Source organism: Bartonella koehlerae C-29 (genome assembly GCF_000706625.1).
Taxonomy (GTDB): domain Bacteria; phylum Pseudomonadota; class Alphaproteobacteria; order Rhizobiales; family Rhizobiaceae; genus Bartonella; species Bartonella koehlerae.
Genome location: NZ_KL407334.1, coordinates 1,323,348 through 1,342,415 on the forward strand (window position 1 = coordinate 1,323,348; position 19,068 = coordinate 1,342,415).

General features: G+C 39.0%; 20 protein-coding genes. 2 read left to right on the top strand and 18 right to left on the bottom strand.

The window, feature by feature from the left end; genetic code table 11:
• Positions 1-145: 145 nt before the first annotated feature.
• Complete coding sequence (locus tag O9A_RS07785; protein ID WP_084790504.1) at positions 146-304, top strand: transposase; 159 nt, start codon at positions 146-148, stop codon at positions 302-304.
• Between the two features lie 408 nt (positions 305-712).
• On the opposite strand, the gene O9A_RS05655 is transcribed toward O9A_RS07785, so the two are convergent.
• Complete coding sequence (locus O9A_RS05655; protein WP_034459525.1) at positions 713-1,696, bottom strand: RluA family pseudouridine synthase; 984 nt, start codon at positions 1,694-1,696, stop codon at positions 713-715.
• 222 nt (positions 1,697-1,918) lie between these two features.
• Between O9A_RS05655 and O9A_RS05660 the strand changes: the two genes are divergently transcribed.
• On the top strand, positions 1,919-3,706 hold the full coding sequence (locus O9A_RS05660) for a glucan ABC transporter ATP-binding protein/ permease (protein ID WP_034459526.1): 1,788 nt from the start codon (positions 1,919-1,921) through the stop codon (positions 3,704-3,706).
• Positions 3,707-3,787: 81 nt separating this feature from the next.
• Here O9A_RS05660 and alaS read toward each other — a convergent pair whose 3' ends face one another.
• From alaS to rpsN, 17 genes are all read right to left on the bottom strand, one after another.
• Positions 3,788-6,460, bottom strand: coding sequence for an alanine--tRNA ligase (gene alaS / locus O9A_RS05665; protein WP_034459529.1), 2,673 nt, complete (start codon positions 6,458-6,460; stop codon positions 3,788-3,790).
• Between the two features lie 208 nt (positions 6,461-6,668).
• The gene (gene recA / locus O9A_RS05670; protein WP_034459531.1) at positions 6,669-7,712 is read right to left on the bottom strand and encodes a recombinase RecA; all 1,044 of its coding nucleotides are present in this window, start codon (positions 7,710-7,712) and stop codon (positions 6,669-6,671) included.
• A gap of 567 nt (positions 7,713-8,279) precedes the next feature.
• A complete protein-coding gene (locus tag O9A_RS05675; RefSeq protein WP_034459534.1) occupies positions 8,280-9,596 on the bottom strand; it encodes a replication-associated recombination protein A in 1,317 nt (438 codons plus the stop codon).
• An 8-nt stretch (positions 9,597-9,604) separates the two neighbouring features.
• Positions 9,605-10,999, bottom strand: a complete 1,395-nt coding sequence (locus O9A_RS05680; protein WP_034459537.1) for a DegQ family serine endoprotease — start codon at positions 10,997-10,999, stop codon at positions 9,605-9,607.
• Positions 11,000-11,280: 281 nt separating this feature from the next.
• Complete coding sequence (gene rplQ, locus O9A_RS05685) at positions 11,281-11,709, bottom strand: 50S ribosomal protein L17 (RefSeq protein ID WP_034459540.1); 429 nt, start codon at positions 11,707-11,709, stop codon at positions 11,281-11,283.
• An 18-nt stretch (positions 11,710-11,727) separates the two neighbouring features.
• Positions 11,728-12,741: a DNA-directed RNA polymerase subunit alpha gene (locus O9A_RS05690; protein WP_034459542.1), complete on the bottom strand. Its 1,014-nt coding sequence runs from the start codon at positions 12,739-12,741 to the stop codon at positions 11,728-11,730.
• Positions 12,742-12,836: 95 nt separating this feature from the next.
• Positions 12,837-13,226, bottom strand: coding sequence for a 30S ribosomal protein S11 (gene rpsK / locus O9A_RS05695; protein ID WP_011180892.1), 390 nt, complete (start codon positions 13,224-13,226; stop codon positions 12,837-12,839).
• Positions 13,227-13,373: 147 nt separating this feature from the next.
• Complete coding sequence (gene rpsM, locus O9A_RS05700) at positions 13,374-13,742, bottom strand: 30S ribosomal protein S13 (RefSeq protein ID WP_034459545.1); 369 nt, start codon at positions 13,740-13,742, stop codon at positions 13,374-13,376.
• Between the two features lie 180 nt (positions 13,743-13,922).
• Positions 13,923-14,501 carry an adenylate kinase gene (locus O9A_RS05705; protein ID WP_034459547.1) on the bottom strand — a complete coding sequence of 193 codons (579 nt, stop codon included), beginning with the start codon at positions 14,499-14,501 and terminating at the stop codon, positions 13,923-13,925.
• The gene (gene secY / locus O9A_RS05710) at positions 14,498-15,844 is read right to left on the bottom strand and encodes a preprotein translocase subunit SecY (RefSeq protein WP_034459550.1); all 1,347 of its coding nucleotides are present in this window, start codon (positions 15,842-15,844) and stop codon (positions 14,498-14,500) included. The genes O9A_RS05705 and secY overlap by 4 nt, the downstream gene beginning before the upstream one ends.
• Positions 15,845-16,009: 165 nt before the next feature.
• Entirely contained in the window at positions 16,010-16,477 is a 468-nt protein-coding gene (rplO, locus tag O9A_RS05715; RefSeq protein ID WP_034459552.1) for a 50S ribosomal protein L15, read from the bottom strand.
• 20 nt (positions 16,478-16,497) lie between these two features.
• Complete coding sequence (gene rpmD, locus O9A_RS05720; RefSeq protein ID WP_034459554.1) at positions 16,498-16,704, bottom strand: 50S ribosomal protein L30; 207 nt, start codon at positions 16,702-16,704, stop codon at positions 16,498-16,500.
• A gap of 31 nt (positions 16,705-16,735) precedes the next feature.
• Positions 16,736-17,284, bottom strand: a complete 549-nt coding sequence (gene rpsE / locus O9A_RS05725; protein WP_034459556.1) for a 30S ribosomal protein S5 — start codon at positions 17,282-17,284, stop codon at positions 16,736-16,738.
• A gap of 115 nt (positions 17,285-17,399) precedes the next feature.
• Positions 17,400-17,762 (bottom strand): 50S ribosomal protein L18, encoded by a 363-nt coding sequence (gene rplR, locus O9A_RS05730; protein ID WP_034459560.1) that lies wholly within the window; start codon positions 17,760-17,762, stop codon positions 17,400-17,402.
• Between the two features lie 12 nt (positions 17,763-17,774).
• Positions 17,775-18,308 carry a 50S ribosomal protein L6 gene (gene rplF / locus O9A_RS05735; protein ID WP_034459563.1) on the bottom strand — a complete coding sequence of 178 codons (534 nt, stop codon included), beginning with the start codon at positions 18,306-18,308 and terminating at the stop codon, positions 17,775-17,777.
• Positions 18,309-18,346: 38 nt separating this feature from the next.
• Positions 18,347-18,745, bottom strand: a complete 399-nt coding sequence (rpsH, locus tag O9A_RS05740; protein WP_034459567.1) for a 30S ribosomal protein S8 — start codon at positions 18,743-18,745, stop codon at positions 18,347-18,349.
• 14 nt (positions 18,746-18,759) lie between these two features.
• Positions 18,760-19,065, bottom strand: coding sequence for a 30S ribosomal protein S14 (rpsN, locus tag O9A_RS05745; RefSeq protein ID WP_034459570.1), 306 nt, complete (start codon positions 19,063-19,065; stop codon positions 18,760-18,762).
• Positions 19,066-19,068: the final 3 nt, after the last annotated feature.

Genomic DNA, 19,068 nt, shown 5'->3' on the forward strand with positions numbered 1-19,068 from the left:
CGACTGGTTTTTCAAGGTTCTGTCTATCTCATAAGGTTTAAGTTGATCTCCATTCCCTCCCCCAAAAAGGGAAAAGATCTTACTAGCCCAATCTAATTGAAGACTATATTCATGTCTATTTTACAAATAAGACAACAGTGTTGCCTTGTTTCTACATTCAGAAGCAACTGTTAGAATAATTTTTCAAAGGATTCGTCTTGATTTAAAAACTGAATGTATTGAATTTGATGACGAAAGTGATCACGTTCACCTTCTTATTAACTATCAGTCTAAAGTAGCAATATTTACACTCGTTAACAACTAAAAAATGTCTCTAGAAAAATGTTAAAGTGGAAAAAATCACTTATCACTCAAAAAAGTTATGGGGCAATAACCTTTAATCAACACCCTATTTTACTAACAGCTATGATGGCACACCAATTGACATTATTCGCCAATATACCCTGACAGCAGAAACTTGATGTACGAAATTTATATATCCTATATCCACCTAAACAACGATATTTGACAGTATATAAGGACAAAAAAAACCGTAGAAAGAAAACGTGTAAATGATATCCGCAAATTCATCACTAAAAACATAATTTTTCCATAACGATTACTTATCAAGAGTCCTCTTTATAACAAATGATATAGGTAAACATCTTATCAAATTTAAAAAAACTGCACAAATTAAACAAAAGAACCTACAAAAATCCTTCTTTTATCCTGCCTATTCTGTTTCACCATCATTCTCATTAAAAGCCAAAAGATTAAAGCTTTGTACCATATGAAGCGGTAAAGGCGCAACAATATCCAATATCCCCCCTGAAGGATGGGGAATACGAATCCGACGTGCATGAAGATGAAGGCGATTTTGAATTCCTCCCGGCAACGTCCAATTACTATCAGAACAAAAATATTTCGCATCACCGATAATAGGATGATCCATATGAGCGGCGTGTACACGTAGCTGGTGTGTTCTCCCCGTATAAGGTTCCATTTCAAGCCACGAAAGAGCTCTCCCTCGCGTATCTACAACGCGATAATAGGAAACTGCATGGTAAGAATCTGGCTCCCCATGTTCACAAACCCGCATTTTATCAGCTTGTGTAGTGATATCCTTAACCATCCATGTTGAAATTTTATCTTGCTTTTTTTTAGGCACTCCCCGAACCAATGCCCAATAAGTCTTTTTCGTTTCCCGTGTTCTAAAAGCCGCCGTTAAAGCCTGTGCAGCCCCTCTTGAACGCGCAACAATCAGCACACCTGATGTCTCACGATCAAGGCGATGAACCAACCGTGGTTTTTCACCTTTTTTATTACGCCATACCTCAAGCATACTATCCACATGACGCGTTAAACCAGAGCCACCCTGTACAGCTAAACCAGCTGGCTTGTTAAAAACAAAAACCTTTGGATCTTCATAGAGTAGCATTTTTTTCAAAATGACTCCACTATCCTGTCCCCGAAGTGTTTTATCAGTTATAGAAAGGCTTCCCTTGTCATTAACAAGTAAAGGCGGTATGCGCACAACTTGTCCCATAAGAAGACGCGTATCAGCTTTAACACGCCCACCATCAATCCGTATCTGGCCAGAACGTAATAATTTTTGCAAATGCCCAAATCCAAGTCCTGGATAACGCGCTTTAAACCAACGATCTAAGCGCATTCCGCTTTCATCTGCCTCAACCTTTTTTATTTCTACGCCTATCATGAAAGTTCCCTTGCCCAGTAATTTTATCAAATAATTTTATTGACCCACTTTGTATCCTATCTTTATAAATACGAAAATCTATATTTTATAGGATTATTTTTATCACACCATATTACAATCAGTATCCAAAATTGCATTTTCTTACTATTTAAATTTTATTAACTCAAAACCTAGCAACAATCGTATTTTAATACTTGCAACAGCTAGTGGAGATGATCACCTGTGGCCCTATTCAAAACCTATGCACGTGTCCTCACTTATCTAAATAAAGAAAAAAATGCATCTCTTTTAATTTGTTCTGCTAATATTATGTTGGCTATCATCACCATTGCAGAACCTATTTTATTTGGACACGTCATTGACTCCATTGCAGAAAAATCAGCTATTATCCCAACTCTTACGATTTGGGTATGTTTTGGTATTTCCCATATTCTTGCTTACGTGCTGATTGCTCGGGGTGCTGACCATTTAGTACACAGACGTCGTCTAGCCGTTCTAACAGAATCTTTCGAACGTATCATTGCTATGCCGTTAATCTGGCATCAACAGCGTGGAACATCTAATGCTCTCCATACACTTTTACGCGCCGTAGACTCTATGGCAACCATATGGCTTGATTTTATGCGTCAACATCTCTCAACTCTTGTTGCATTATTCGTTCTCATCCCTATAGCTTTTAACATGAATTGGCGTCTTTCAATAGTCTTGGTTGTTCTTGCCATCATCTATGTATTAATTGCGCGTTTACTAATGCGCAAAACAAAAGATGGTCAAGCCGCTGTAGAATGCTATCATCATAACCTCTTCCAACATGTCAGTGATTCAATCTCTAACGTTTCAATTGTACAAAGCTATAACCGAATAAAGGAAGAAACTTCCATATTACATCAGCATACAAATGATCTTCTTAAAGCACAAAACCCTGTTCTCAATTGGTGGGCACTCGCCAGTGGTTTAAATCGAATGGCTTCAACTATTTCAATAGTTTGTGTTCTTCTACTTGGAGCTTTTTTTGTAGCGAAAGGCCAATTACGTGTAGGTGAAGTTGTTGCTTTTGTAGGATTTGCACAATTAATGATTAGCCGTCTCGATCAAATGAGCAGTTTCATTAATTTAGCCATATCATTACAAGCAAAACTGCAAGAATTCTTTGCAATGGAAGATTCAACCTTTCAAAGCAAAGAACCTGAAAAGCTTCCTTCTCTGCAAAATGTTAAGGGTGCAATACAATTCCATCACGTGACCTATAAATTTCCAAATTCCTCTCAAGGTGTTTTTGATATTTCCTTTGAAGTTAAAACAGGACAAACTGTTGCGATTGTAGGACCAACAGGTGCTGGTAAAACAACATTAATTAATTTATTACAGCGCATATATGATCCTACATTTGGACATATTTCCATTGACGGAATAAATATATGCTCCATTAATCGTGAATCCTTACGCAAATCTCTAGCAACAGTATTTCAAGATACTGGTCTTTTCAATCGTACTATTCATGACAACATTTTGATAGGGAGAACGACCGCAACGGATGAAGAACTCTATGAAGCGGCAAAAATAGCAGCTGCCCACGATTTTATTTTGAAAAAAAACAATTGTTATAATACAATGATTGGTGAACGGGGGTCTCAACTGTCCGGCGGAGAGAAACAACGACTAGCAATTGCACGCGCTGTTTTAAAAAATGCACCCATTCTTATTCTAGACGAAGCAACAAGTGCCCTTGATGTCGAAACAGAAGCACGCGTTAAAGATGCCCTTGATCGCATAAGTCATAACCGCACCACTTTTATTATAGCACATCGTCTTTCAACAGTACGAAATGCTGATCTTGTGCTTTTTCTAGAACAAGGTTACTTAATTGAAAAAGGAAGCTTTCAAGAATTAATCGATAAAGGCGGACGCTTCTATAAACTATTAAAAGCTGGTGGTTTGACAATTAATCAATCAGCGATAAAAGGAGAAGACGAAAATGTATTTCATTTGCATGAAGCCATAGCATCATAAAATAAGCTCTCCAGCTTTAAGGAAGAAGCGTATCTAAAGCACAACATCCTCTTAACAGATCGCAAAGCGAAACAACACAGATTAGAAATTATCCTTCAAGAGAGCGGCTTTGAGTGCTACAAGTGCTTCACCAGCCTTGCTTCCTTCGGGACCGCCAGATTGCGCCATATCAGGGCGTCCACCACCGCCGTGACCACCAAGAATACCGGAAAGAATACGTACCAAATCAACAGCATTCACCTTATCCGTTAAATCATCAGTAACCCCAACAACAGCACTCCCTTTACCATCCTTTGAAATACCAATGAAGACAACAACTCCAGATCCAATCTGTTTCTTGCCAGAATCCACTAATGTTTTAAGATCCCGTGACAAAATATTTTCAACAACACGTCCCATGAAAGAAATGCCATTGATGATGGTAATATCTTCTTGACCACTTTTTACGATCTCACTACTTAGCACACTCTTTTTGCGTTCGTCGCTCAACTCTTTTTCAAGTTTACGACGATCCTCAAGCAAAATCCGTACACGTTCTTCAACATCAGTAGCAGAAGTTTTTAAAAAATCAGCAATTTCATGGATACGAGCATCTTGGCGACTAAGATGGAGGCGTGCAACTGTACCTGTTAAGGCTTCAATACGTCGCACTCCAGACGCTACAGAATTTTCAGAAACAATATGAATCAAACCAATATCGCCTGTTCTCTCCACATGTGTCCCTCCACAAAGCTCAACTGACCAACAGCTTTTTAATTCTCCTTTTTTAAGCTGTTTCCCCATAGAAACAACACGAACTTCATCACCATATTTCTCACCAAACAATGCTATTGCTCCTTCAGAAATTGCATCATCAACGAGCATAAGGCGTGTTGTTACCTCACTATTTTGTAAAACAATTTCGTTTGCTAAATCTTCTATTTTTTTCAATTCTTCCAAAGAAACTACTTTTGGATGAGAAAAATCAAAACGCAACCGATCCGGCGACACAAGAGAACCCTTCTGTGTAATATGAGATCCCAATACTTGACGTAAAGCTTCGTGTAATAAATGGGTAGCAGAATGGTTCGCACGAATTTTTTTACGACGAACACCATCAACGGTTAATTCCACACAATCAGACGTCCTGGCTTGACCAGATTTAACTGCCCCAATATGGATAAAAACACCATCAGCTTTTTTCTGAGTGTCATGAACTTCAAAAATAAAATCCTCACTAGAAATGATACCACTATCACCAATCTGCCCACCAGATTCACCATAAAAGGGTGTTTGATTTACAACAAGAATGGCTTTCTGCCCCGAAGAAATATGATCAACAATTTTACCATCACGCACAAGAGCTGTAATAATGCCTTCAGCTTTTTCTGTCTCATAACCAAAAAATTCTGTAGCCCCCACCTGATCACGAATAGAAAACCAAATGGCCTCTGTTACAGTTTCACCAGAACCAGACCAATTGGCACGTGCTTTCGCTTTTTGACCTTCCATCGCTTTATCAAAAGCCGCAACATCAACGGATATTCCACGGCATCGAAGAGCATCTTGCGTCAAATCAAGCGGAAAACCATAGGTATCATAAAGCTTAAAAGCAATTTCACCATTTAAGTGATCCCCTTCTTTAAGAGTAGTGCTTGCTTCGTTCAACAAACCAAGTCCTCGTTCAAGAGTTTTACGAAAACGTATTTCTTCTAACTTCAAAATTTCTGAAATCAAAGATTCAGCCCGCACCAATTCCGGGTAGGCTTGTCCCATTTCGCGAATTAAAACAGGCAAAAGCCGCCACATTAAAGGTTCTTTAGCACCAAGAAGATGCGCATGACGCATAGCACGACGCATGATGCGACGTAAAACATATCCCCTTCCTTCATTGGAAGGAAGAACACCATCAGCAATTAAAAATGCAGAAGAGCGAAGATGATCAGCAATGACACGATGGCTCGCAATAAAATCCCCCGTTACCTTAATCCCCGTAATTTCCTGTGATGCACCAATTAACGCACGAAAAAGATCAATGTCATAATTATCATGAACACCCTGTAAAACAGCAGCAATACGCTCTAATCCCATGCCTGTGTCAATAGACGGATGAGGCAATTCAATACGCTTTTCCTTACTTACCTGCTCATATTGCATAAAGACCAGATTCCAAATTTCAATAAAGCGATCACCCTTTTCATCCGCATTTCCAGGCGGTCCTCCCCAAATTTGATCGCCATGATCATAAAAAATCTCCGAACAAGGACCGCAAGGTCCTGTATCTCCCATTGCCCAAAAATTATCAGCTGTTGCAATACGGACAATTTTTTCGTCTGGAAGACCTGAGATTTTACGCCATAATTCAGCAGCGACATCATCACTATGATAAACTGTCACCAACAATTTATCTTCTGAAAGACAAAATTCCTTCGTTAAAAGATTCCATGATAAAAAAATGGCTTCTTCTTTGAAATAATCACCAAAAGAAAAATTACCCAACATTTCAAAAAATGTATGATGGCGTGCCGTATAGCCAACGTTGTCAAGATCATTATGCTTTCCACCCGCACGGACACATTTTTGTGCTGTTGTTGCTTGCTTATAAGGACGCTGTTCAAGTCCAGTAAAAACATTTTTAAACTGCACCATTCCTGCATTTGTAAACATGAGTGTAGGATCATTACGCGGAACAAGTGGGCTAGAAGAAACAATTTTATGCCCATTAAGCTGAAAATAATCTAGAAAAGTTGAGCGGATACTGTTAACATCATTCATATTGACACCTGCAGAGTATAGTATAAAACTCTAAAAGCAAAATCGCTTCCCATTAAATATCCTCTTGATCAAGCTGAGAATCAATTTAATCAAAAAATGGAATGTTTTTTCAAAAAATTTGAGAAATAAGCAGTCTTATCTTCAAAAATTCTGACAAATAAAACAGAAAAATTTTAAATGAAGGAAGGGTATTCAAACAAACACGCCATCAAATGATTTCATCGTTCTCTGAATTTTCTGACCCTGCATTTTCTAACAATTCAATCGCAATCAAACCAGCATTTTGACGCAAAGCTGTCTCGATTTCTGAAGCGATTTCTGAATGTTCGCGTAAAAACTGCTTTGCATTTTCTCGTCCCTGTCCTAAACGTTGAGAATTATAAGAGAACCACGAACCAGATTTTTCTACAATACCAACCTTGACTCCCAAATCAATCAACTCACCTAATTTGGAAATACCTTCACCATAAATAATATCAAACTCAACTTGTTTGAATGGAGGTGCCAATTTATTTTTGACCACTTTAACACGCGTCTGATTGCCAACGATCATATCCCGATCTTTAATAGAACCAATGCGGCGAATATCCAGACGAACAGAAGCGTAAAACTTTAAAGCATTTCCGCCCGTTGTAGTTTCAGGAGAACCAAACATCACCCCAATTTTCATACGAATTTGATTAATAAAGATTACCATACAGTTAGAGCGGAAAATTGATGCGGTGAGTTTCCGTAGAGCTTTACTCATTAAGCGAGCTTGCAATCCAGGCAAAGCATCCCCCATTTCACCATCAATTTCCGCACGCGGTGTCAAAGCGGCTACGGAATCAACAACGAGCACATCAACAGCACCAGAACGAACTAATGTTTCCGTAATTTCCAATGCCTGTTCACCCGTATCTGGCTGAGAAATGAATAAATTTTCTAAATCAACACCAAGCTTACGCGCATAAATAGGATCAAGAGCATGTTCCGCATCAATAAAAGCACAAACCCCACCATTTTTCTGTGCCTCAGCAATAGCATGGAGAGCTAATGTTGTTTTCCCAGAACTTTCTGGTCCATAAATCTCAATAATACGCCCCTTTGGTAATCCACCGACACCCAAAGCAATATCCAAAGATAATGAACCAGTTGATATTGTTTCAATTTCAACAACCTGCTCTTTTTGCCCAAGACGCATAATTGAGCCTTTTCCGAAAGAACGTTCAATTTGTGAGAGAGCAGCATCGAGAGCTTTTATTTTATCCACGATTATATCCTTGACCGATTCACAATAATCTAATACTCACTGTACACTGTTATTTTAACTTAACTAAAGTCTTCAGCTGAGATTTTCACAGACTATTTCCATTCCTGTCCCCCATATTGTGTCCATAAAACTTCGCCACGATGATAGAAAAGTTGGTATTTCTTATCTTATAACACCAATACACTTCAAAAAAATACCTCCCCATGAAGGAGAAAAACTGATATATTTATATATCTCCTCTCGAAAAGAAACAATTTAAATTTTAACACGATGCTTTATTAAGCTGCTCTCCTGATACTTATTTATAAGAATTCAACGGAATATAATTCTTACCCCTCTGCTATTGATAACCAAAAAATATAAAACAGCCTACAAATTACAGTTAAACAAATAGTTCTTAAATCTGACTTTTAAGCTTATACGAATTTTTATACAAAAAATAGAACTTTTATTCTACGAAGAATAATAAGCGTTTAAAATATAACCTAAAAAATGAATAGAATTATAATCACACACCTGATCTAAAATAAGTTCAAGACCAATAAAAAATTTGTCTCAACTAAAATTTTATTTTTGATTAGCACGCTTTTTACGCAATTGCTTCCACCACTCAAGACGCTTTGCAATCTCACGCTCAAAACCACGCTCAACTGGTTGATAGTAACTCTGACGCCCAACTCTTTCAGGAAAATATTCCTGCCCAGAAAAAGCATCTGGTTCATCATGATCATAACGATAACCATGCCCATATCCTTCTTCCTTCATAAATTTTGTAGATGCATTAAGGATATGCTTAGGAGGAGGCAAAGAACCATTTTTACGAGCACAACGCATAGCTGCCTTATACGCAAGATAGGTTGCATTTGATTTTGGTGCCGTTGCAACATAAAGACATGCTTGTGCTAAAGCCAATTCCCCCTCTGGTGATCCTAAATAATCGTAAGCATCCTTTGCAGCATTACAAATGACAAGAGCTTGCGGATCTGCCAAACCAACATCTTCAACAGCCATACGAACCAATCTTCGCCCAATATAGAGAGGATCTTCACCAGCATCAAACATACGCGCCAAATAATAAAGCGCAGCATCAGGATCAGATCCACGAACTGACTTATGCAATGCTGAAATGAGATTATAGTGACCATCTCGTCCTTTATCATAAATTGGAACACGACGCTGAATGACTTTTCGTAAAGCAGCAGCATCAAATATCTCTCCCGATCGTGCAACAGACCAAACTTCCTCTGCCAATGTTAACACTGCCCGTGCATCACCATCAGACATGCCTATCAAAACATCTCTAGCTTCATCATCCAAGGGAAGAATTTTTCCTTCCAATGCTTCAGCACGTTTCAAAAGCGTACCCAAACTTTCATTGTCATGTGAAAAAAATGTCAAAACACGTGCACGAGAAAGAAGGGCAGCATTAAGTTCAAACGAAGGGTTCTCCGTTGTTGCCCCGATAAGAATAACAGTACCATCTTCCATAACGGGAAGAAAACTATCCTGCTGGGCACGATTAAACCGATGAATTTCGTCGACAAACAAAACTGTTTGGCTTCCAGACATAAAACGCGCCTGAGCACTTTCAAAAATCTTCTTAAGCTCAGCAACCCCAGTAAAAATAGCAGAAACTTGCTCAAAAGCGAAATTTGTTTCAAATGCTAACAAACGCGCAACTGTTGTTTTTCCTGTCCCTGGAGGTCCCCAAAAAATCATCGAACCAATTGAGCCAGCTGCCACTATCCGTGAAAGCAAACCTTCCTCTCCTACCAGATGATTTTGTCCCGTTATATCATTAAGAGAGCGAGGACGCATTCTTTCTGCAAGCGGTTTTTTATAAACCCGATGATCAAAAGGCGAGATAAAAAAATCTTTATTCAAAAAAAACCTCAGCGAATAAATTGGCGAATATACATTCCATCACGTTCATATTCCAATTGCCAAACACGCGGACGATCTTGCATAAGAATCTTTTTCAACTGACTAACTGTTTGAATCTTATGACCATTAACAACCCGCAAAATATCCCCAGCACGAAAAATCCCAGCAGCATTGCTCACTTCATCAAGATTGCTAATCACAACACCTTTTGCAGATGTAGGAAGGTGAAAACGTCGACTATTTTGCGGTGTTAAATCTAATACTTCAGCACCAGAAAGAGGACCTTCATCAATAATTTTTTCAGATTTTGAAAATGCAGATTCTGGTATTGATGAAATAGTTATTTTCGTCTGGAAAATTTTTCCACTTCTTAAATATTCTAAAACAAGGCTATCCCCTATAGCTGCTGTCATCAAACGATATCCAAGACTATCTGGATTATCAACCCGTATCCCTTGTACCTTCAAAATAACATCGCCTACGTTTAAACCAGCTTTTTTCGCAGGACTATCTTTTATAACTTCAATGACAAGAGCACCATAAGGGCGTTCTAACCCTAAACCACCAGCAATATCAGGTGTAACATTTTGAAAAGACGCACCAATATAAGGTGGCACAAAATATTTCCCGCCACGTCTAACAGTATCAAGCATCACTTTTACAAGATTTGCTGGAATAGCAAAACCAATCCCTACCGAACCACCTGAACGCGAATAAATAGCCGTATTAATCCCAATTAACTGTCCTTTTATATCAATCAAAGCCCCACCAGAATTCCCTGGATTAATGGCAGCATCTGTTTGAATAAAAAAGTCAAAATCAGAAACACCAACACGTGTACGTGCTTGTGCTGAAACAATACCACTTGTAACCGTTTGACCAACACCAAAGGGATTACCAATTGCTAAAACAAGATCGCCTACTTCAACTGCATCAGAATCTCCCAAAGGAAGAACAGAAAACTGCGCCCCCTTGGCATTTATTTCAAGCACAGCAATATCCGTTGCCTCATCTTTTAGCATAACCTTACTTTCAAATTCCCTCCCATCAGAAAGAGCAACTTTAATTTCGTTTGCATCCTTAATGACGTGGTAATTCGTAACAATCAAACCACGCTTATCTACAATCACTCCAGACCCTAATGAAGATTGCTTACGTACAGGCAGATTATTTTGAAAACGACTAAAAAATTGCTCAAAAAATGGATCACCTTCAAAAGGCGAACGTGCTCTGATTTGTCGAGCTGCATAAATATTCACAACAGATGGAATAGTCTTTTTAACTAAAGGAGCAAATGAAAGAGTGATTTCTTTTTGTGTTTGCGGAATTTCAGCATATGCACAATGAAATGATATCTGTGCCATAATCGCTAAAAAAAACCACGCTAAAAAAGAATACTTCATGACCTGCTCCTTAAAAAAAACTAACAACTAATCTACTCCTGAAAATTAATAGGATATAAAAAAAACTCTCATTTTGTAGTTAAAAATGTTCATTAATATTTATAATGAAGAAGAAAAACAACTATTTGAACAATAAATATTATAAAAATCATATAATTCAATATAGTGTAATCTTTTCACTTTTTTTTATCTTTTAAGCAAAACTAACTCCGAATCGCTTACAAAAAAACCGCCCTGGAAAGGCGGCTTTTTAAAATTGAACAAAAAGAAAAGCTTTACCTTTATGAAGAAGATTCTTTTTCATTTTCAGCACTCTCTGTGCGCATACGATCTATAGCGCCTTTCGCATTCACATCACGATCCACAAACTCTACAACAGCCATGGGTGCATTATCACCAGTACGAAAGCCTGCTTTCATAATACGCAAATATCCACCATTGCGCAATGCATAACGAGGAGCGAGTGTATCAAATAACTTTGCAACCTTTTCTGCATCACGCAATGAAGCTATTGCTTGTCGACGGGCATGCACTCCCCCTCGTTTACCAAGCGTAACTAACTTTTCAACAATAGGACGAATTTCTTTAGCTTTTGGAAGCGTTGTCACAATCTGCTCATGCTCAATTAACGAAATCGCCATATTCGCAAACATTGCTTTACGATGACTAGCAGTCCGGTTCAACTTGCGACCTGATTTACTATGGCGCATAAACCTTCTCCTTAAATTTTAATACTGATCTTCATAGCGTTTAGCAAGATCATCAATGTTCTCAGGCGGCCACGCAGGAATTTCCATACCAAGATGTAATCCCATACATGCTAAAACCTCTTTAATCTCATTTAACGACTTGCGTCCAAAGTTTGGTGTACGAAGCATTTCAGATTCTGTTTTTTGGATAAGATCACCAATATAAACAATATTATCATTCTTAAGACAATTTGCCGAACGAACTGAAAGCTCTAACTCATCCACTTTCTTGAGAAGCGCAGGATTAAAAGCAAGCTCTGAATCAGACTCTTCAACAGTTTGCTTCTCTGGCTCCTCAAAATTGACAAACAACGATAATTGATCCTGAAGAATACGTGCTGCAAAAGCAAGAGCATCTTCTCCATTAACAGCACCATTCGTTTCAATTGTAAGCGTTAATTTATCATAATCTAGAACTTGACCTTCACGAGTATTCTCTACTTTATAAGACACTCTACGAATTGGTGAATAAAGACTGTCAACTGGAATAAGACCTATGCGCGCATCATCAACACAATTGCGATCAGAGGGCACATAACCTTTCCCTGTATTAACAATAAATTCCATACGAATCTCAGCATCTTCATCAAGAGTACAGATGACATGATCTGGATTCAGAATTTCCATATCTCCAACAGTATTGATATCCCCAGCTCTCAGAACACCAGCCCCCTCTTTATAAACAACAATACGTTTAGGCCCCTCTTCTCGCATACGAAACGCAATTTCTTTAATATTCAGAATAATATCTGTAACATCCTCACGAACACCCGGAATTGACGAAAATTCATGTAAGACACCATCAATCTGCACAGCGGTAATTGCAGCACCACGAAGCGATGACAATAATACACGACGAAGCGCATTGCCCAACGTTAAACCAAAACCACGTTCAAGAGGCTCCACAATCACACTTGAAATATTTGGATTATCATGTTTAGAAAACTCAACCTTATTGGGTTTAATAAGTTCTTGCCAGTTTTTCTGGATCATATTTTTATTCCCGTTCTTTAATTCCGCTACCATTCAATCGTAACAGACAATGTGAACATCAGAGAAGCCTCCGACAACAAAAAAACAACACCCAATTAAACACGCCGCCTTTTCCGTGGACGACATCCATTATGAGGAATCGGCGTTACATCACGAATTGAAGTAATAATAAAACCAACAGACTGTAACGCACGCAGAGCAGATTCACGACCTGATCCAGGACCACAAACCTCAACTTCTAATGAACGCATACCGTGTTCCTGCGCCTTTCTAGCACAATCTTCTGCAGCCACTTGAGCTGCAAAAGGCGTAGACTTACGTGAACCTTTAAACCCCTGAGCACCAGCAGACGACCAGGCAATTGCGTTTCCCTGAGCATCAGTAATAGTAATCATTGTATTATTAAATGTTGAATTGATATGTACAACACCTGATGAAATATTTTTGCGCTCACGGCGACGAACACGTGTGGCTTCCTTGGCCATAGTTTTCCTTCCAACGATCTTTGCACTGCCGTAACACCAGCAGCTCCACCTACTTTATCTCTGTTAAGAATCCTCAACAAGAAACAGAATATTGAAAAGATAAAAGCCTTCTTTAAAGAGACTCTTATTTTCTCTTATTGGCAATTGCTATTTTTTCTTACCGGCAATTGCCTTAGCCGGTCCTTTACGGGTACGTGCATTTGTGTGTGTACGCTGCCCACGAACAGGTAAAGAACGGCGGTGACGTAATCCTCGATAACAACCAAGATCCATCAAACGCTTAACGTCCATTGCAACCTCACGGCGAAGATCTCCCTCAACTTGATAGCCTTGATCTATCGCCTCACGAATCTGCAGCACCTCTGCATCAGAAAGCTCATGCACACGACGCCCTATGGGAATGCCAACCTTTTTAGTAATTTCTTGAGCAAATTTTGGTCCAATCCCGTGGATATATTGAAGCGCAATAACTACACGCTTATTCACCGGGATATTGACGCCAGCAATACGAGCCACGCCTACTCTCCTTGATTATGTTGACAATTAACCATAAAATACCTGATGTACCTTACAGGAAAAACAGACCCAGCAACAAACATTTTCCGAATCTTATTATCTTATTGAAACAAATTAGAGAAATTTTTGATAGATTTCATCCCAAAAGTCAACTCTTTTCATTTATTTCTAAAAAAATCTCTATTCAAGAACCTCTTTAATTTTACTTAATACCTCAGTAACACCAATCATTCCATCAACTATCTTCAATAATCCCCTCTCCGAATAAAATTCTGACAAAGGGGCTGTCTTCTCACGATATTCTACTAATCGTTTTGCAAAAGCAACAGGATTATCATCCGAACGGATCTTTCCACCGGAAGTTATTGTTTCCTGAACACGCTTCTTCATTCGTTCAAGCAACACATCCTCATCAACAATCAACTCAATAACGGCATTAAGTTGCATGCTTCTTGACTGTAAAACCTGTTGCAAAACTTCTGCCTGTCCTACAGTACGCGGATATCCATCTAAAACAAAACCGTTTACACAATCAGATTCATCAATGCGATCGGATACAATTTGATTAACAATGCTATCAGAAACCAAAGCACCAACATTGATAACAGCTTTAGCTTTCTTCCCGATTTCCGTTTCTCTGCGAATAACTTCACGCAACATATCACCTGTTGATAACTGAGGAACGCGATATTCCTCACACAACATCTTAGCTTGTGTACCTTTTCCAGCTCCAGGAGGACCTAAAAGAACAACTCTCATCGATTCCTTCTACCTCCACGAAGTTTTGACTTTTTAATCAAACCTTCATATTGGTGTGCAACAAGATGTCCTTGAATTTGAGCAACCGTATCAAGCGTAACAGTAACAACAATCAACAAGGACGTTCCTCCAAGATAAAAAGGAATCTGTAGTGCGGATATCATAAATTCAGGCAACAAACAAACCAAAATAATATAAACAGCTCCCACAACAGTAATACGCGTCAAAACATAATCAATATATTCAGCTGTACGCTCGCCAGGACGAATTCCTGGAATAAAACCAGAATGTTTCTTTAATTGATCTGCTGTATCACTTGGATTAAACACGATAGCTGTATAAAAAAAACAAAAAAATGCCATCAAAATGGCATAGATAATCATATAAAGGGGTTGTCCATGACCAAGAGAATAAGAAATAGACTGAACCCATTGCGGCATTTTATCAGAAAAATTATTAATAGTTGCAGGTAACAACAACAAAGAGGAAGCAAAAATCGGTGGAATAACACCAGCCGTATTCAACTTTAAAGGAAGATGTGACATATCACCTTGAAACATCTGATTACCAACCTGACGTTTTGGATACTGAATAAGGATTCGTCGTTGTGCTCGCTCAACAAAAACAATAATTCCGATAACAAAAACGGCAATAAAAACGATCGTTATTAACAAAAAAGTTGATAAATCAGCTTGACTATGAGCAGTTAAAAGTTGAGCAAAAGTAGAAGGAAGATTAGCTACAATACCTACAAAAATAATGAGAGAAACTCCATTGCCAACACCGCGTGATGTGATCTGCTCGCCAAGCCACATGAGAAGCATTGTTCCACCAACAAGGGTAATAACAGAAGAAATACGAAACATAAAACCGGGTTCCACAACAATTTGAAGATCAGTTCCTATACCAGTTTCAAGAGCAACCGCAATACCAAACGCCTGTAAAATTGCCAATATCACTGTTACATAACGGGTATACTGATTAATAATTTTACGACCTAATTCCCCCTCTTTTTTTAGAATTTCCAAAGAAGGAATAATTGATGTGAGCAATTGTACAATAATTGACGCCGATATATAAGGCATAATCCCCAGTGCAAAAATTGCCATACGCCCAACAGCACCCCCAGCAAACATATTAAATAACCCTAAAACACCAGAAGCATGATGTTCAAATGTTTGTCGTAAAACATCAATATTAATACCAGGAAGAGAAATGTACGTACCAAAACGATATATAAGAAGCGCTCCTAGAGTAAACCAAATGCGCTTCTTTAATTCGGTCGCACGTGAAAAAGTACCGAAGTTTATATTGGAAGCAAATTGCTCTGCTGCTGATGCCATAAAACGTCTCCCGTCCACACTCCAGTTCTTTAAATCACAGAAGCATAACTCTAAAATTCATACCTTCATAATATAATAAATGCAAAACCTAAGCAATTCTCCTCAAAAGATATCTTTGAATGAGGTAGATATACTTCCTTAGATCATCATTCAGATCAAAAAGACTCACCGAACAGCTTCAAGAAAATGAATCTGACCGCCAGCTTTTTCAATTTTAAGACGAGCAGATTCAGAAGCATAAGAAACATTAAAGAAAATTTTTTCTTTTAACTCACCATCAGAAAGAAGACGGACTCCATCTTTTACACGACGAATAATGCCTGCTTCTTTCAGTGCAATAATATCAACAGGTTTCTCAATGTTCAACTTTCCTGTATCAACTGCAAATTGAATACGTCCCAAGGAAACTTCGTTATAATCCTTGGCGAAAAAATTTCTAAATCCACGCTTTGGCAAACGACGATAGATAGGCATTTGACCACCTTCAAAACCATTAAGAGAAACACCAGAACGCGATCTTTGCCCTTTCACACCGCGACCACCCGTTTTACCAATACCCGAACCGATACCACGGCCAACACGTTTACGATTCCTTTTTGCACCTTTGCAATCACTCAGTTCATTGAGTTTCATTATTTATACTCCCGCGACCTTTAATTTTCATCTACAACCCGAACAAGATGCCGAACTTTAGCGATCATCCCTCGTACGCAAAGAGTATCCACTAAAACACGCCGCCGATACATTTTATTTAATCCAAGTCCCTTCAAGGTTGCACGCTGAATCTGTGAATTCCGAATCGGACTTCCAATTTGTTCAACCGTCACAGTTTTGCTATTCTGAGATCTTTTCTGAAGCATTTCTTAATTCCTTTTCTGATAATCCCAGAAACTATCCTTCCGCATCAACCAAATGCTGACGACGTACCTGCAAAGTCGAATACTTGATACCACGTTGAGCTGCAATATCCCTAGGATGCATCTGACGTTTTAGTGCATCAAAAGTTGCACGCACCATGTTATAAGGATTTGAAGACCCTAGTGATTTTGCAACAACATCCTGCACACCAAGAGTTTCAAAAATAGCCCGCATTGGTCCCCCAGCAATAATACCGGTACCCGCAGAAGCAGAACGCAATAAAACACGGCCAGCACCATGACGACCTTCAAGATCATGATGCAAAGTACGTCCAGAGCGAAGTGGAACATAAATCATTGCACGTTTCGCAGATTCTGTAGCTTTACGAACCGCCTCTGGCACTTCACGTGCTTTACCATGACCAAATCCCACACGTCCCTTTTGATCTCCAACAACAACAAGAGCAGCAAAACCAAAACGCCGACCACCCTTTACAACTTTAGCAACACGATTGATATAAACAAGCCTATCGACAAATTCACTCTCACGTTCATCTCGCTCATTACGTTCTTTTTGTGCCATTCCTAATTCCTTTTTCTTTTCCGGAAGCACGTTAACAAAGTCCCACCACTAAAGCAAAGGAACTTAAACGAAACACCCTAAAATCTCTTTACCTGAATTTCCTAAATAAAATACCTTAGAAGTTCAACCCACCCTCACGAGCAGCTTCAGCCAGAGCTTTTACTCTACCATGGTAAAGATAAGCACCACGATCAAAAACCACTTCATTAACACCAGCTTTTTTGGCACGCTCAGCAATTAATTTACCAACAGCAAAGGCAGCCTCTTTATCAGAACCATTTTTTAACGATTTTCTCAAATCACCATCAAGGGTAGACGCAGAAACAAGCGTATATCCATGCAAATCATCGATAATTTGAGCATATATATTCTGATTTGAACGATAAACACTAAACCGCGGACGACCACTAGAAACCATTTTAATTCTACGCCGAACCCGCCTTGCACGACGCTGAATAATGTCCTTAGATGAAACCATGATGCAAAACCCTTATTTCTTTTTGCCTTCTTTACGAAAAATACGCTCATCTGCATGCTTAACACCTTTGCCTTTGTAAGGCTCAGGGCTACGATATTCTCGAATTTCTGCTGCGACTTGCCCAACTTGTTGCTTATCAATTCCAGAAACAACAATTTCTGTAGGCTTAGGAATGTTTACAGTCACACCCGATGGCACTTTATAAATCACATCGTGCGAAAAACCTAACGATAACTGAATATCCCTACCCTGCAAAGCAGCACGATAACCAACGCCGTTAATCTCCAACCTTTTTTCAAAACCATCCTTGACACCACAAAAAATATTTTCAATCATTGAACGCGACATACCCCATTTAGAGCGTGCATCTTTTGATTGGTCGCGGGGTGAAACTGATATAATATTTTCCTCAAGCTTGACTAAAACCTCATCACTGACAAGATAACTTAGTTCACCTTTCGGACCTTTTGCTTTAACCAACTGACCTTCGACAGTTGCAGTAACACCAGAAGGAACTGAAATGGGCTTTTTTCCAATACGAGACATTGTTCTAACCTATTTTTCTTCTGTTTTCTTAATACAATTTAGAAAACACGACAAAGAAGCTCTCCACCGACATTTTGCTCACGTGCCTCATGATCCGCCATAACGCCTTTAGGAGTTGATAAAATCGAAATACCAAGACCATTTGCCACATGAGGAATTGACTTAGCAGAAACATAGACACGACGACCCGGCTTTGAAACACGTGAAATCTCACGAATAGCGGACAACCCTTCAAGATATTTCAACTCGATTTCAATTTCAGATTTTCCATCACCTAAATCGACTTGATTATATCCGCGAATATAACCTTCCGACCGAAGAACATCAAGTACACGTGCACGAAGCTTAGAAGCAGGCGTAACTACCTTACCTTTTTTACGACCAAGGGCATTACGAATACGTGTTAACATATCACCAAGAGGATCTGACATAGACATTGAGTAATCTCCTCTCACCAACTAGACTTAATAATACCGGGAACATGCCCCACAGAACCAAGTTCACGCAACGCAATTCGCGACATTCTTAATTTACGATAATAAGCCCGAGGACGCCCTGAAACCTCACAACGATTACGAACACGAACTTTTGCAGAATTACGTGGCAATTCCGCTAAATGAACAGAAGCTTTAAAACGCTCTTCAAGCGAAATCTTCTGATCCATAACTATCGCTTTCAAACGTGCACGGCGTGCAGCATAACGCTTCACCATCATCTCACGACGCTTATTTTTCTCAACGGCACTTACTTTGGCCATAAT

Bases quoted from the DNA above. Each gene is read 5' to 3' on its own strand.
- rplF (WP_034459563.1), bottom strand. From the start codon at position 18,308: ATGTCTCGTATTGGAAAAAAGCCCATTTCAGTTCCTTCTGGTGTTACT.
- rplO (WP_034459552.1), bottom strand. From the start codon at position 16,477: ATGAAACTCAATGAACTGAGTGATTGCAAAGGTGCAAAAAGGAATCGT.
- rpsN (WP_034459570.1), bottom strand. From the start codon at position 19,065: ATGGCCAAAGTAAGTGCCGTTGAGAAAAATAAGCGTCGTGAGATGATG.
- rplR (WP_034459560.1), bottom strand. From the start codon at position 17,762: ATGGTTTCATCTAAGGACATTATTCAGCGTCGTGCAAGGCGGGTTCGG.
- rpsE (WP_034459556.1), bottom strand. From the start codon at position 17,284: ATGGCACAAAAAGAACGTAATGAGCGAGATGAACGTGAGAGTGAATTT.
- O9A_RS05690 (WP_034459542.1), bottom strand. From the start codon at position 12,741: ATGATCCAGAAAAACTGGCAAGAACTTATTAAACCCAATAAGGTTGAG.
- O9A_RS05680 (WP_034459537.1), bottom strand. From the start codon at position 10,999: ATGAAGTATTCTTTTTTAGCGTGGTTTTTTTTAGCGATTATGGCACAG.
- alaS (WP_034459529.1), bottom strand. From the start codon at position 6,460: ATGAATGATGTTAACAGTATCCGCTCAACTTTTCTAGATTATTTTCAG.
- rpsK (WP_011180892.1), bottom strand. From the start codon at position 13,226: ATGGCCAAGGAAGCCACACGTGTTCGTCGCCGTGAGCGCAAAAATATT.
- O9A_RS05655 (WP_034459525.1), bottom strand. From the start codon at position 1,696: ATGATAGGCGTAGAAATAAAAAAGGTTGAGGCAGATGAAAGCGGAATG.
- rplQ (WP_034459540.1), bottom strand. From the start codon at position 11,709: ATGCGCCATAGTAAATCAGGTCGCAAGTTGAACCGGACTGCTAGTCAT.
- rpmD (WP_034459554.1), bottom strand. From the start codon at position 16,704: ATGCTTCAGAAAAGATCTCAGAATAGCAAAACTGTGACGGTTGAACAA.
- secY (WP_034459550.1), bottom strand. From the start codon at position 15,844: ATGGCATCAGCAGCAGAGCAATTTGCTTCCAATATAAACTTCGGTACT.
- rpsH (WP_034459567.1), bottom strand. From the start codon at position 18,745: ATGTCTATGTCAGATCCTCTTGGTGATATGTTAACACGTATTCGTAAT.
- O9A_RS05705 (WP_034459547.1), bottom strand. From the start codon at position 14,501: ATGAGAGTTGTTCTTTTAGGTCCTCCTGGAGCTGGAAAAGGTACACAA.